The sequence below is a fragment of the Pseudomonas sp. WHRI 8519 genome (assembly GCF_040224055.2).
GTDB classification, from domain to species: domain Bacteria; phylum Pseudomonadota; class Gammaproteobacteria; order Pseudomonadales; family Pseudomonadaceae; genus Aquipseudomonas; species Aquipseudomonas putida_X.
Genome location: NZ_CP167996.1, coordinates 4871448 through 4885031, shown reverse-complemented (window position 1 = coordinate 4885031; position 13584 = coordinate 4871448). Strand labels below are relative to the sequence as shown.

Annotated in this window: 14 protein-coding genes and 1 pseudogene; 5 read left to right on the top strand and 10 right to left on the bottom strand. The window is 62.8% G+C overall.

Translation table 11 applies throughout. The features are described 5' to 3' along the window. Window positions 1-59: 59 nt before the first annotated feature. Window positions 60-458, top strand: coding sequence for a histidine kinase (locus tag ABRP30_RS22320; RefSeq protein WP_267818336.1), 399 nt, complete (start codon window positions 60-62; stop codon window positions 456-458). Window positions 459-537: 79 nt separating this feature from the next. Beyond that, window positions 538-819 (top strand): DUF3509 domain-containing protein, encoded by a 282-nt coding sequence (locus ABRP30_RS22315; protein ID WP_267818334.1) that lies wholly within the window; start codon window positions 538-540, stop codon window positions 817-819. Between the two features lie 128 nt (window positions 820-947). On the opposite strand, the gene ABRP30_RS22310 is transcribed toward ABRP30_RS22315, so the two are convergent. Beyond that, the gene (locus ABRP30_RS22310) at window positions 948-1766 is read right to left on the bottom strand and encodes a TIGR02285 family protein (RefSeq protein ID WP_372490505.1); all 819 of its coding nucleotides are present in this window, start codon (window positions 1764-1766) and stop codon (window positions 948-950) included. Between the two features lie 56 nt (window positions 1767-1822). Beyond that, window positions 1823-3022 (bottom strand): CaiB/BaiF CoA-transferase family protein, encoded by a 1200-nt coding sequence (locus tag ABRP30_RS22305; protein ID WP_349974757.1) that lies wholly within the window; start codon window positions 3020-3022, stop codon window positions 1823-1825. A gap of 132 nt (window positions 3023-3154) precedes the next feature. Between ABRP30_RS22305 and ABRP30_RS22300 the strand changes: the two genes are divergently transcribed. Continuing rightward, the gene (locus ABRP30_RS22300; RefSeq protein ID WP_046784361.1) at window positions 3155-3697 is read left to right on the top strand and encodes a YaeQ family protein; all 543 of its coding nucleotides are present in this window, start codon (window positions 3155-3157) and stop codon (window positions 3695-3697) included. Window positions 3698-3709: 12 nt separating this feature from the next. After that, a complete protein-coding gene (recJ, locus tag ABRP30_RS22295; RefSeq protein WP_349974756.1) occupies window positions 3710-5419 on the top strand; it encodes a single-stranded-DNA-specific exonuclease RecJ in 1710 nt (569 codons plus the stop codon). A gap of 112 nt (window positions 5420-5531) precedes the next feature. Here recJ and ABRP30_RS22290 read toward each other — a convergent pair whose 3' ends face one another. Then, window positions 5532-5795 (bottom strand): DUF3077 domain-containing protein, encoded by a 264-nt coding sequence (locus ABRP30_RS22290; RefSeq protein WP_115274004.1) that lies wholly within the window; start codon window positions 5793-5795, stop codon window positions 5532-5534. Between the two features lie 139 nt (window positions 5796-5934). Beyond that, the gene (locus ABRP30_RS22285) at window positions 5935-6216 is read right to left on the bottom strand and encodes a hypothetical protein (protein WP_241804348.1); all 282 of its coding nucleotides are present in this window, start codon (window positions 6214-6216) and stop codon (window positions 5935-5937) included. A 452-nt stretch (window positions 6217-6668) separates the two neighbouring features. On the opposite strand from ABRP30_RS22285, the gene ABRP30_RS22280 reads away from it, so the two are divergent. Then, window positions 6669-7775, top strand: coding sequence for an NADH:flavin oxidoreductase/NADH oxidase (locus tag ABRP30_RS22280; protein WP_241804349.1), 1107 nt, complete (start codon window positions 6669-6671; stop codon window positions 7773-7775). Window positions 7776-7784: 9 nt separating this feature from the next. On the opposite strand, the pseudogene ABRP30_RS22275 reads toward ABRP30_RS22280, so the two are convergent. The 6 genes and pseudogenes from ABRP30_RS22275 to ydcS all read right to left on the bottom strand — a co-directional run. Next, a pseudogene (locus ABRP30_RS22275) lies at window positions 7785-7980 on the bottom strand (toxin-antitoxin system HicB family antitoxin); the annotation flags it as partial. A gap of 127 nt (window positions 7981-8107) precedes the next feature. Beyond that, a complete protein-coding gene (locus tag ABRP30_RS22270; protein WP_349974755.1) occupies window positions 8108-9532 on the bottom strand; it encodes a gamma-aminobutyraldehyde dehydrogenase in 1425 nt (474 codons plus the stop codon). Between the two features lie 17 nt (window positions 9533-9549). Continuing rightward, complete coding sequence (locus ABRP30_RS22265) at window positions 9550-10356, bottom strand: ABC transporter permease (RefSeq protein ID WP_267818319.1); 807 nt, start codon at window positions 10354-10356, stop codon at window positions 9550-9552. Further along, on the bottom strand, window positions 10346-11269 hold the full coding sequence (locus tag ABRP30_RS22260) for an ABC transporter permease (RefSeq protein WP_349974754.1): 924 nt from the start codon (window positions 11267-11269) through the stop codon (window positions 10346-10348). Before ABRP30_RS22260 ends, ABRP30_RS22265 begins: the two co-directional genes overlap by 11 nt. A 1-nt stretch (window position 11270) precedes the next feature. Next, complete coding sequence (locus ABRP30_RS22255; RefSeq protein ID WP_349974753.1) at window positions 11271-12311, bottom strand: ABC transporter ATP-binding protein; 1041 nt, start codon at window positions 12309-12311, stop codon at window positions 11271-11273. A gap of 116 nt (window positions 12312-12427) precedes the next feature. Beyond that, on the bottom strand, window positions 12428-13579 hold the full coding sequence (gene ydcS / locus ABRP30_RS22250) for a putative ABC transporter substrate-binding protein YdcS (protein WP_267818313.1): 1152 nt from the start codon (window positions 13577-13579) through the stop codon (window positions 12428-12430). Window positions 13580-13584: the final 5 nt, after the last annotated feature.

Genomic DNA, 13584 nt, shown 5'->3' with positions numbered 1-13584 from the left:
CTATGTAAAACGCGTTAAGCGCTGCATACAGTGGCCCGTCCTTCCCTCAGGAGCGGCTCATGCATCAGCCCTACGTGTTGATTCACCAGGCTCGGCCTTCCCACCAGATTCTTCTGCATCAGGCGTGCAATGCCCTGGGCGTTTTCGACGTGCGCATCACCCATGATCTGGTTGACCTCAATGCCTGCCTTGCACGCAAGCGCGGTGCCGACCTGCTGATCCTCGACCATTCGATGAAAGGCGGCCAGGCCCTGCTCGAACGTCTGCAGCGCAACCGCTGTTCACGCGCCTTGCTTTTTGTCGGCTGTGCCAGCGAGCACCGTCCCAACCTTGCCGAGCAAGCACGCGAGCGTGGCCTCTGGGTGCTGGCCGATTTGCCGTGGCCGCTGCCGGTGCGGCGCTGGCAACAGGCCTTGCAGCGTATTCAAAGGTTCACATCCCCCACGCATGCTCATTGAAACAGCTCAAGCGTAACGAACTTTCCGTTGCGCTTGCTGGTCAGTTTCTTCATAGACCACCACGCAGCGAGTGATCCGGATGGAAAGAATCTGCAGCCTGCTTAATGACGCACTGAGCCCTTATCAGACCCAGCTTGGCGCCGCCGATGCCAGCGGTAATCGGCAACTCACCGTTTTCGACAGCCTCGGTGGCATGACCTTGCGCCGAACGGTCAGCCAACGCCAGTTACAGGAGCAGCGCCTGCTGATCGACCTGGTCGATGGCCTTCACCGTGACCTGCAGATCGCCGAAGGGCGCCTGCAGCCCTGTGTCATCGCGGCTTTGCAGCAACGCCAACAACCTGCGGGAACCTTTGCCTGAGTGGCGCATCAGACACAGTAGGGCAGCCAGCCAGCACACAGCTCCGGTGATGGCGGGTTGTCACGGGAAGTCCATGAGGACTTTCGATTGGCCCCGGGCGTCCTCCCCAGCGTCCCGGGGTTTCTTTTTTATCGCCCTTCGAAAAAATGCCTGCTCTGCTCCAGGTACTCTGTCTGGAACTCCGCGTCCAGCCACCTGGCATAGAGCGCTGGAAGTGTGTCCTGGCGCAGCGCGGACAGCAGTTGGTCTATATGCGTGATGGCTGCGCGCCCCGATGGCGTATCGGAGCAGCCCACATGCAGGAACTGATAGCGGTCCACGCCTTGTATCGGGTGAAACTGATAGTCATCGAGCGAGCCGCCTTGTTGCTGGATCAGGTAGCGCACTTCCGGCCAGTAGCCGAGCACCAGTTGCAGGCGCCCCAGGCGCTGCATCTGCAGTAGGTTGGCAGTGGCATCGTTACCATAGTGGCGGCTGAGAACCGAGTCGGGAAGCGGGTGCAGGATCGCATCGATCTGGGTGCTGTAGCTGCGCCCGGCGACGATGCCGAGCTTCAGTTGCGTGTCGCTCAACAAGCGCTTGAGATCGATCTGCGCGCCATCCAGAAACGGTGCCAGCAGTGGTTCGGCTTGCTTGCGCACCACCAGGCCACCGCTCATCGCCCCCAGCGCCGGTTTGGAGAAGTGCACGAACTTCGCGCGCTCCGGTGTCCACATCAAGGTCGGGTCGCAGGTGAAGCTGGCAGGGTCCTGCAGCATCTGTATGCCGCGCGCCCGAGTGACGCGCACGATGTCGTGGTCGTATTCGGGCATCTGCTCGATCAGCAGCGCCAGCATCCGGTCGATCGCACCTTGGCCTTTGGCCGCACCCTCCAGGATGGTGAAAGGCGGCAGGTCGCGGACCAGCCATAGCAGGCGTTCCTTGGCCTGCACTGGCGCGATGGCCATGGCGAGCAGCAGCCCGCACAGCAGGGACAGGCGCGCGCGCACGGGCGGAGGCGACCTCAGACCGCGCCGGCCTGGCGCAAACGGGCGATGGCGGCGGCGTCATACCCCAGGGTGCCAAGCAGGGCATCTGTGTGTTCGCCTAGCGCCGGGCCCACCCACTCGGCCGAGCCGGGTGTCTCGGACAGCTTGGGTACGATGCCTGGCATCTTGAACGCTTTACCGTCTGGCAGGCGGGCCTGCAGGAACATTTCGCGGGCCAGGTACTGCGGGTCGCTGAACATGTCTTGCGCCGAATAGATGCGGCTGGCCGGAACATCGGCGACGGTCAACGTCTGCATCAGCTGCTCCAGCGGCAAGCTGTTGGCCCAGCGGTCGATAACGCCATACAGCTCGTCACGCCGTGCATCGCGGCCATCATTGCTGGCCAGCGCCGGGTCGTCGGCCAGGTCGTGACGGCCGATGGCCTGCATGAAGCGTCTGAAGATCGCATCGCCATTGGCACCGATCTGCACGTGCTTGCCGTCGGCGCTGGTGTGGATGGAGGAGGGCGTGATGCCTGGCATGATGTTGCCGGTGCGTTCGCGAATGAAGCCAAACACATCGAACTCCGGGACCATGCTCTCCATCATGGCGAAGATTGCTTCGTACAGCGCCACGTCCACCACCTGGCCCTGACCGCCGTTGACTTCGCGGTGACGCAGCGCCATCAGTGCGCCGATCACGCCCCACAATGCAGCGATCGAATCGCCGATGGAGATGCCGGTGCGTACCGGTGGGCGGTCATCGAAGCCGGTGATGTAGCGCAGGCCACCCATCGACTCGCCCACGGCGCCGAAGCCTGGCTGATCCTTCATCGGCCCGGTCTGGCCGAAGCCTGAGAGGCGCACCATCACCAGTTTCGGGTTGAGCGCGTGCAGCACATCCCAGCCCAGGCCGAGCTTTTCCAGCACGCCCGGGCGGAAGTTCTCGATGAGAATGTCGGCCTCGGCCAGCAGCCGCTTGAGGATCTCGCGGCCATCGGGATGCTTGAGGTTCAGGGTCAGTGACTGCTTGTTGCGCGCCTGCACGAACCACCACAGCGACGTACCCTCGTACAGCTTGCGCCATTTGCGCAGCGGATCACCGCCGTCGGGCGACTCGACCTTGATGACCTCGGCCCCGAACTCGGCGCAGATGCGCGAGGCGAACGGGCCAGCGATCAGGGTGCCAAGCTCGATCACTTTCAGGCCGGCGAGGGGTTTGCTCGGTGTAGGCATGGGGCATCCGGGGCGAATGGGCAGAGGAGTGGTTTTATCATAGGTCGTTGGCGGCAGATACTGCTGCGGCGCAACGAAGAGCAGGATCGGTTAGACTGTGTGACTTTTCTTTGCGCAAGAAGCCCATCGACCATGGCCCAGCCGTCCACCACCTACAAATTCGAACTGAATCTGACCGATCTCGATCGCGGCGTGTACGAAAGCGTCAAGCAGACCATCGCCCGTCATCCTTCGGAAACCGAGGAGCGCATGGCCGTGCGGCTGTTGGCCTACGCACTTTGGTACAACGAGAATCTGTCGTTCGGCCGCGGCCTGTCGGATGTCGACGAGCCTGCCCTGTGGGAGAAGAGCCTGGACGACCGCGTGCTGCACTGGATCGAAGTGGGCCAGCCTGACGCTGATCGCCTGACCTGGTGTTCGCGTCGTACCGAGCGCACCAGCCTGTTGGCCTACGGCAGCTTGCGGGTATGGGAGTCCAAGGTGGTGGGCGCGGTCAAGAACCTGAAAAACCTGAACATCGCCGCTGTACCGCAAGAGGTGCTCGAAGTGCTGGCCACGGACATGCCGCGCAGCATCAAGTGGGACGTGATGATCAGCGAAGGCACGGTGTTCGTCACTGACGACCGTGGCCAGCACGAAGTGCAGCTGCAGTGGCTGCTCGGTGAGCGTGGCTGAGCCAACCGACCCATGCGTATCGAACCCCGCCCGCTGCCGCCGACACTGCCGTTTCTCGGTAACCTGCCACCCTTGCTGACCCGACTGTATGCCGCCCGTGGCGTGCAATCTGAGGCAGAACTGGACAAGAGCCTGGCGAGGCTGTTGCCGTACCAGCAGCTAAAGGGCATTGATGCCGCGGTAGACTTGCTGGTCGAAGCGCTCGACCAGCGCCAGCGCATCATCATCGTCGGCGACTTCGATGCCGACGGCGCCACCGCCAGTACGGTCGGCGTACTCGGGCTGCGCCTGCTGGGGGCAGCCCATGTCGACTACCTGGTGCCCAACCGTTTCGAATATGGCTATGGCCTGACGCCAGAGATCGTCGAGGTGGCGCTGCAGCGCCAGCCACACTTGCTGATCACGGTCGATAACGGCATTTCCAGTGTCGAGGGTGTGGCGGCAGCCAAAGCGGCCGGGCTCAAAGTGCTGGTCACCGACCACCACCTGCCAGGCCAGCAGTTGCCGGACGCCGACGCCATCGTCAACCCGAACCAGCCAGGTTGCGGCTTCCCGAGCAAGTCGCTGGCCGGGGTCGGGGTGATCTTCTATGTGCTGATGGCCTTGCGCGCCCGCCTGCGCAGCCTGGGCCGCTACGAAACACAACCACAACCGAACATCGGTGAACTGCTCGACCTGGTCGCGCTGGGCAGCGTTGCCGACGTGGTGCCGCTGGATGCCAACAACCGCATTCTGGTGCACCAAGGCCTTGAGCGCATCCGCGCCGGCCGGGCACGGCCGGGGCTCAAGGCGATTCTGGAGGTGGCACGTCGCGACCACCGGCGTATCACCTCCACCGACCTGGGCTTCATTTTAGGCCCGCGGCTCAATGCCGCCGGGCGCCTGGACGACATGAGCCTGGGTATCGAGTGCCTGTTGTGCGAGGACGAGGCGCTGGCCCAGGACATGGCGCAGCAGCTCGATGGCCTGAACCAGGACCGCAAGTCGATCGAGCAGGGCATGCAGCGCGAAGCGTTGGCCCAGCTCAAGGATTTGCCGGTCGAGGCCATGCCGTACGGCCTGTGCCTGTTCGATGCCGAATGGCACCAAGGTGTGATCGGCATTCTTGCCTCGCGCCTGAAGGAGCGTTACCACCGCCCGACCATCGCCTTTGCCGATGCTGGCGACGGCATGCTCAAGGGCTCCGCACGTTCGGTGCCGGGATTCCATATCCGCGATGCGCTGGATGCAGTGGCGGCGGGCCATCCGCAGTTGATCAGCAAGTTTGGCGGCCATGCCATGGCTGCAGGCCTGTCGTTGCCCGAAAGTCATTTCCCGGCGTTCGCCGAAGCGTTCGATGAAGAAGTCCGTCGCCAGTTGCGCGAAGACGATTTGACCGGCCGTCTGCTTTCGGACGGCAGCCTGGCGGTGGAGGAGTTTCACCTGGACCTGGCCAAGGCCCTGCGTAATGCCGGGCCTTGGGGGCAACACTTCCCCGAACCACTGTTCCATGGCGTGTTTCAGTTGGTCGAGCAGCGTGTGGTCGGCGAGCGGCACCTGAAGGTGGTGCTAAAGAGCGAATGTGGCTCGGTTCGTCTGGACGGCATCGCCTTTGGCATTGACCGCGAAGTCTGGCCCAACCCGACCGTGCGCTGGGTGGAGCTGGCGTACAAGCTGGATGTGAACGAGTTCCGCGGGAACGAAAGTGTGCAGTTGATGATTGCGCATATGGAGCCGCGCTGAGGAGCCTGCAGGTGCCTGACTTGTCTTTGAGGGGCGGTGCTCGATTGCCCTGGCGCCGTAAACCTAAAGGTCAAGACCTAGGCTCCCTGACACTTTAGCCATCCGAAGAAAGTTAGCCTGTCATGCCTAACTCGGCATCATCCATCAGTGCCTTGGCCATGGCACTGAGGTAGTGGGATGCCCAGATCATCATCGGTTTTTCATCCATCAGGCCGATGATGGTCAGCTCTCGTACATAACCCATCAATTCCGAGGCCTGCTCACGGGCATCGCGGCAGGGAATCCCTGGCTCGATGCGGAACAGTGGGTGAGTCTGGTGTTCACCTTGAAAGAAGGTGGTCTTCCCGACAGTAAAGTGGGTGTCGTCTGTGGTCATCGAATTCCCTCCTGAAGTTTCTCGATTGCTTGTTCTGGCCTCTTTTTGGGCAAGCTCCCACAGGTCATCTGCAAGTTTTGAGGATTGGGATGCCCCGGTGGCTGCGGGGTTACCCGCGAAGAGGCCAGTGGATCCAACCTCAATGCAGGGTAGTAGTACGCTCCAAGGCCAATGACAGCGCATCCGCTTGGCCCCAGGCAATCTGCAGGGCACGCAGCCCATTCACAAGCGATTCCCGGGAGCTGTCATCTTCGACGGCATCGAGGACTCGATGGCAATGGTTGTAAGCGAGCATCAGGTAATGGGTGACATTCATCAACACGTGATCGATTGGCACGATGCCTTCGTTCACGGCGTTGGTCAGGGTCTTGTCGGAGGGAAGGTCGAAATGGTGCGGTGGATCGGGGACTAGTTTTTTCATAGTGAACGACTCGTAAGGTTACTGATTGACCGACCTGTCCGATTCCACACGGATGGGTGGCAGTTGTACGCGGTGTGGAATCCAGGCTACGAGTAAACCCGGTAGGCTTTGCCGCCTCCCGCGCACAACTGCCATGACGACAGCAACTCAGTAATTGACAGGATTCCACTCCCGGACGCCAAACATCAGCGACGCAAGAAGCCTAAAGGGTGGGGTTTCCAGGGACAATCAGCCGCGAGTCGACAAGATTCGTAGGATATTTTCCTGATGTAAGTATCGCTAGCTCATATGTGTAGGAAATATCTGGTGCGCGCGTCGGAGCAGTCAGCAATCTGAGGGAACCTTCCCCCCCACCAATCTGGTCTAGTCTGATTAATGACCGGCACCGGGCCAGGGATGTGCACTTGAATGCCCGGGCCGGATCACCATTGGAGTCCTTGGGAGGTGCCCTCATGAGCCTGCTGCTCGAGCCTTACACCCTGCGTCAGCTGACGTTGCCCAACCGCATCGCCGTCTCGCCGATGTGCCAGTATTCCGCCGTCGATGGCCTGGCCAACGACTGGCACCTCGTTCATCTGGGTAGCCGCGCCGTCGGTGGCGCCGGGCTGGTCATCACCGAAGCGGTAGCCGTGACCGCCGAGGGCCGTATCACCGCCGAGGACCTTGGTCTGTGGACCGATGATCAGATCGCGCCATTGCAACGCATTACGCGGTTCATCACTGCCCAGGGCGCTGTGCCGGGCATCCAGCTGGCCCACGCCGGGCGCAAGGCCAGCACCTATCGCCCTTGGCTGGGCAAGCATGGCAGCGTCAAGATCGAGGAAGGAGGCTGGCAGCCGGTGGGCCCCTCGAAAATTGCCTTCGACCCTGAACACACGGCGCCGCGTGAGTTGAGCAAGGACGAGATCCAGGATGTTGTAGCCGAGTTTGTCAAAGCCACCGAACGCGCGTTGCAAGCGGGCTTCAAAGTGGTCGAAATCCACGCCGCCCATGGCTACTTGCTGCACCAGTTCCTCTCGCCGCTGAGCAACCAGCGCCGCGATGAATACGGCAGTTGCTTCGAAAACCGCATCCGCCTGACGCTGCAGGTGACCGAGGCGGTGCGTAAGGTCTGGCCGCAGGAACTGCCGCTGTTCGTGCGTGTGTCGGCGACCGACTGGGTAGAGGACGGCTGGAACCCGGACGAAACCGTGGAACTGGCCCGCCGGCTACGTGTGCTCGGGGTCGACCTGATCGACGTGTCCTCCGGCGGTACTTCGATGAATGCGGAAATCCCCACCGGCCCCGGCTACCAGACCCGTTTCGCCGAGCGTGTACGCAAGGAATCGGAAATCGCTACCGGCACGGTGGGCATGATCACCGAGCCGGCCCAGGCTGAACACATCCTGCGCACCGGGCAGGCCGACCTGATCTTCCTGGCTCGCGAGCTGCTGCGCGATCCTTACTGGCCGTTGCATGCCGATGATGACCTGGGCGGTAACAGGGCTACATGGCCAGCGCAGTATCAACGGGCTACCAGCCGGGCAAATCCGATACATGAGTCGGATCTGCGGGACTGATTGACCCCCTCAGGTGTAAGCGGCCTTGCGCAACGTATCGCTGACCCACTGATTGATGCTTTTTCCGCCAGCTCGGCCTTTGCGGCCACGCTGGCGTGAAGGATGGGCTCAAGGCGCAGACTCAGCTTCCCCGAATAGGTCTTGTGCGGCTCACGGCCAAGGCGTTCACAGGTTCCGAGGTTTCATCAACGGCCTCCTCGACAGCCGGACTGTAGGAGATAGGGACCATGCTTGAAGGAAAGGCCCTAGGTATCCATGCGAGGACGATCGCCACTTTGTACCGGCCTCCTTGCTGACTTGTCTCAGCAGAGGCCGGTAGCTTCACATCACGTTCAGTGCTTGATCATCACATGCCGCACGCAGGTGTAGTCCTCAAGCCCATACATCGACATGTCCTTGCCATACCCCGAATGCTTCTGCCCGCCATGGGGCATTTCGCTGACCAGCATGAAGTGGGTATTGACCCAGGTGCAGCCATACTGCAACCGCGCCGCCAGGCGGTGGGCGCGGCCGGTGTCGCGGGTCCACACCGACGAAGCCAGGCCGTACTCCGAGTCGTTGGCCCATTCCAGCGCCTGCGCTTCGTCAGTGAAGCGTGTTACCGACACCACTGGGCCAAACACCTCTTGACGGACGATCTCGTCATCCTGCAGCGCATCCGCCAGCACTGTTGGCTCGAAGAAGAAACCCTCCCCCGGTAGTGCCTTGCCTCCAGTGACCAGGCGAATGTGCGGCTGGGCGATGGCGCGCCCGACCAGGCCGGCTACCTTGTCACGGTGCTGGGCGCTGATCAGCGGGCCGAGTTCGGTGTCCTCGGCATCCTGCAGGCCGGTTTTAAGGCTGGCCACGGCTTTGCCGAGGCGTTCGACGAAGCGTTCGTAGATGCCCGCCTGCACATACAGGCGGCAGGCCGCAGTGCAGTCCTGCCCTGCGTTGTAGAAACCGAAGGTGCGGATGCCATCGATGGCGGCATCGATGTCGGCATCGTCGAACACCAGCACCGGCGCCTTGCCGCCCAGCTCCATGTGCATGCGTTTAACGCTGCCCGCCGTGGCGCCGATGATGTGCGCGCCGGTGGGGATCGAACCGGTCAGCGAGACCATACGCACCTTGGGGTGGGTCACCAGTGGGCTGCCCACCGTCTGGCCGCGGCCGAAGAGGATGTTGAGCACGCCGGCCGGCAGTACGTTCTTGGCCAGTTCGCCGAGGCGCAGGGCGGTCAGCGGGGTGAGTTCGGACGGCTTGATGACCATGGTATTGCCAGCCGCCAAGGCGGGGGCGATCTTCCACGCCAGCATCATCAGCGGGTAGTTCCAGGGTGCGATCGAGGCCACTACGCCCAGCGGGTCGCGGCGGACCATCGACGTGTGCCCGGGCAGGTATTCACCAGCCGCCGAGCCACCGAGGCAGCGGGCGGCGCCGGCAAAATAGCGGAACACATCGGCGATGGCCGGTATCTCGTCGTTCAGGGCCGCTGCGAACGGTTTGCCGCAATTCTGCGACTCCAGTCTGGCCAGCTCATCGGCATGCGCCTCGATCGTGTCGGCCAGCGCCAGCAGGGCCAGCGAGCGCTCTTTCGGGCTGGTCTGCGACCAGCTGTCGAAGGCCTGGTCGGCGGCGCGCACTGCCGTATCGACCTGGGCCTCGGTGGCTTCGTTGATCTGTGCCAAGGCACTGCCTTCGGCGGGGTTGAGCACGGTCCAGGCCGGGCCATCGCCTGCGACCAGGCGACCGTTGATCAGCATGTTGGTTTGCATCGGGGGCTCCTTGTGGGTCATTTGCCGCTGCCCGCAACGCTTTCACCGTCGCGGGTCAGGTAATAGGCGCCGAGGATCGGCAGCATGGTCACCAGCATCACCAGCATGGCAACCACGTTGGTCACCGGCACGTCGCGCGGGCGGCTGAGTTGGTTGAGCAGCCAGATTGGCAGGGTGCGCTCGTTACCGGCAGTGAAAGTGGTGACGATGATCTCGTCGAACGACAGGGCGAAGGCCAGCATGCCGCCGGCCAGCAGCGCCGAGCCCAGGTTGGGCAGGATGATGTAGCGGAAGGTCTGCCAGCCATCGGCTCCCAAGTCCATCGAGGCCTCGATCAGGCTTTGCGAGGTGCGCCGTAGGCGGGCAATCACGTTGTTGTAGACGATCACCACGCAGAAGGTGGCGTGGCCGACCACGATGGTGAACAAGCCAGGCTCGATACCCAGGGTCTTGAACGCCGACAACAGGGCGATGCCGGTAATGATGCCGGGCAGGGCGATCGGCAAGATCAGCATCAGCGAGATGCTCTCCTTGCCGAAAAAACTGCGCCGGTACAGTGCCGCCGAGGCCAGGGTGCCGAGCACGAGCGCGATGAGCGTGGCCAGGCTGGCCACCTGCAGCGACAGCTTGATGGCTTCGAGCACGTCCGGCCGGGCGAAGGCGACGGCGATCCATTTCAGGGTGAAGCCTTTGGGCGGGAAGCTGAACGCCGCCTCTTCGGTGTTGAAGGCGTACACGAAGATGATGAGGATCGGGAAGTGCAGGAACAGTAACCCGCCCCAAGCCGCCAGGCGCAGGCCTGTGGACGCTTTTTCAGAGTGCATCGAAGGCCCCCAGGCGCTTGACGATGGACAGGTACACCGCGATCAGCACGATCGGCACCAGGGTGAACGCCGCGGCCATCGGCATGTTGCCGATCGCGCCTTGCTGGGCGTAGACCATGCTGCCGATGAAGTAGCCGGGCGGGCCGACCAGTTGCGGCACGATGAAGTCGCCCAGGGTCAGCGAGAAGGTAAAGATCGAGCCGGCCGCGATGCCGGGTATCGACAATGGCAGGATCACTTGGGTGAAGGTCTGCGCCGGCCGTGCGCCAAGGTCTGCCGATGCCTGCAGCAGTGAAGGCGGCAGGCGCTCCAGCGACGCCTGCACGGGCAGGATCATGAACGGCAGCCAGATGTACACGAACACCATAAAGCGCCCGAGGTGCGAGGTCGACAGCGTGCTGCCGCCCACCGCGGGCAAGGTCAGGAGGGCCTGCAGCAGGCCTTCGAGGTGCAACTGCTGGATGAACCACTGAGCCACACCCCCCTTGGCCAGCAGCAGGGTCCATGCGTAGGTCTTGACGATGTAGCTGGCCCACATCGGCAGCATTACGGCGATATAGAAGAATGCCCGGGTCTTGCCGCGGGTGTAGCGCGCCATGTAATAGGCGATGGGGAAAGCCAGCATGGCGCAGGCCAGCGAGACTGCCACGGCCATGGCCAAGGTGCGCAGGATGATGTCGAAGTTCGACGGGTTGAACAGCGCGGCGAAGTTGCCCAGGGTCAGTTGCGGGGTGACTGCCATGGTGAAGTCGTCGAACGTGTAAAAGCCTTGCCACAAAAGGTTGAGCAGCGACCCTAGGTAGACCGCGCCGAACCAGGTCAGCGGTGGGGTCAGCAGTAACAGCAGGTACAGGTTGGGGCGGCGGTAGAGCAGGTTGGAAAACCTGCGTGACGGGCTCAGGGCCAGGCTCATGTCACTGGCCCTCGGTCAGGACAGTTTCCTGCAGCACCGTCATCGCTTCACGTGGCCAGTGGGCCTGTACCCGTTGGCCGGGTTGCAGGGGGTGTGGCTGGTCTTGCCAGCGGTCGTTGGCCTGGCTGACCGCCAGCGATTGGCCGCTGTCCAGCTGCACTTCATAGCGGGTGGTACTGCCTTGGTACTGGATATCACGCAGCAGGCCGCTGACCTGTACATCGCGGCCGGCCTCGGGCTGGCCGAGCAGGCGAATATGCTCGGGGCGAATGGAGAACGGCGTCCGGCTGCCGCTCAGGTGCTGAGCCAGATCGCCGCGCACCACGTTGGAGGTGCCGACGAACTGGGCGACGAAGGTGGTAGCCGGTTTCATGTACAGCGTGCGCGGTGCATCGACCTGTTCGATACGGCCGCGGTTGAACACCGCTACCCGGTCCGACATCGACAGCGCTTCGGTCTGGTCATGGGTGACGAAAATGAAGGTGATGCCCAGCTGGCGCTGCAGCTTTTTCAATTCGCCCTGCATCTGTTCGCGCAGTTTCAGGTCGAGGGCGCCGAGCGGCTCGTCGAGCAGCAGCACCCGCGGCCGATTGACCAGGGCGCGGGCCAAGGCAACACGCTGGCGCTGGCCGCCGGAAAGCTGTGCCGGTTTGCGCTCACCGTAGCCTGCCAGGGCCACCATCGCCAGGGCCTCTTCGGCGCGGGCATGGCGTTCGGCCTTGGCTATGCCTTTGACCTTCAGGCCATAGGCGATGTTGTCGCGCACGTTCATGTGCGGGAACAGTGCGTAGTCCTGGAATACGGTATTGACGTCGCGCTGGTAGGGCGGCACGCCAGCGGCTTCGACGCCATGGATGCGGATCGAGCCGCTGTCGGGCTGCTCGAAACCGGCTATGAGGCGCAGGCAGGTGGTCTTGCCCGAGCCTGAGGGGCCGAGCATCGAGAAGAACTCACCATCGATGATGTCGATGCTGACCTGGTCAACGGCCTTGACCTCACCGAAGGTGCGCGACACCTGGGTGAACTGGACGGCTAGGGGCATAAAGGGCTCCAGGTTGAAGCTGGGGCGCTTTGCGCCCCTTTGGCGACACAAGGCCGCTGCTGGAGAAACCGGGCGGCCCTTGTTCCTTCAGGCAATGCCACGATGCTCCGGGGGCGCTAGCGCCCGCCCATGATCGCAATGTAATCCTGGGTCCAGCGGCTGTACGGCACGAACTTGCCGCCCTGTGCCTGCGGGGTTTTCCAGAAGGCGATTTTGTCGAAGTTGTCGAAGCCATTGGTCTTGCAGCCCTCGGGCCCCAGCAGCGCATTACCGTTGCAGGCCGCAGGTACTGCTGGCAACGAGCCGAACCAGGCCGCCACGTCACCCTGCACCTTTGGCTGCAGCGACCAGTCCATCCATTTATAGGCGCAGTTGGGGTGCTTGGCCTCGCTATGCAGCATGGTGGTGTCGGCCCAGCCGGTGGCACCTTCCTTGGGCAGGGTGGAGGCCACCGGCTGGTTGTCCGCCTTGAGGCTGTTGACCATGTAGCCCCAGGAACTGGAGGCGACCACGCCTTCGTTCTTCACATCGCTCATCTGCACCGTGGCGTCATGCCAGTAGCGGTGGATCAGCGGTTGCTGCTGGCGCAGCAGTTCGAGCACTGCCTTGTACTGTGCTTCATTCAGTTCATAGGGGTCCTGAATGCCCAGTTCGGGCTTGGCCGACTTCAGGTACAACGCCGCGTCGGCAATGTAGATGGGCCCGTCATAGGCCTGAACGCGGCCCTTGTTCGGTTTGCCGTCGGGCAGGTCCTGCGGTTCGAACACCACGCTCCAACTGGTGGGGGGCTGCTTGAAGGTGTTGGTGTTGTACAGCAGTACATTCGGCCCCCACTGGTACGGGGTGCCGTAGACCTGTTTGTCGACCACGTACCAGCCACCGTCCTGCAGGCGCGGGTCGAGGTTTTTCCAGTTGGGAATCAGCGCGGTATTGATCGGCTGCACCTTCTTGCCGGCGATCAGGCGCAGCGAGGCATCGCCGGAGGCGGTGACCAGGTCGTAACCGCCCTTGTTCATCAGGCTGACCATTTCATCGGAGGTGGCTGCGGTCTTGACGCTGACCTTGCACCCGGTTTGCTTTTCGAAGCCTGTGACCCAGTCATAGGCCGTGTCGCTCTCGCCGCGCTCGATATAACCGGGCCAGGCGACGATATCCAGCCGGCCTTCGCCGGCACCGAGGGCCTTGGGCAACTCGGCGGCCTGCAGGCCTGCACTGGCCAGCAGTGCGCCGGTCACGGCGCCGAGCAATGCGGTCTTGTGCGCTGACATGGTGT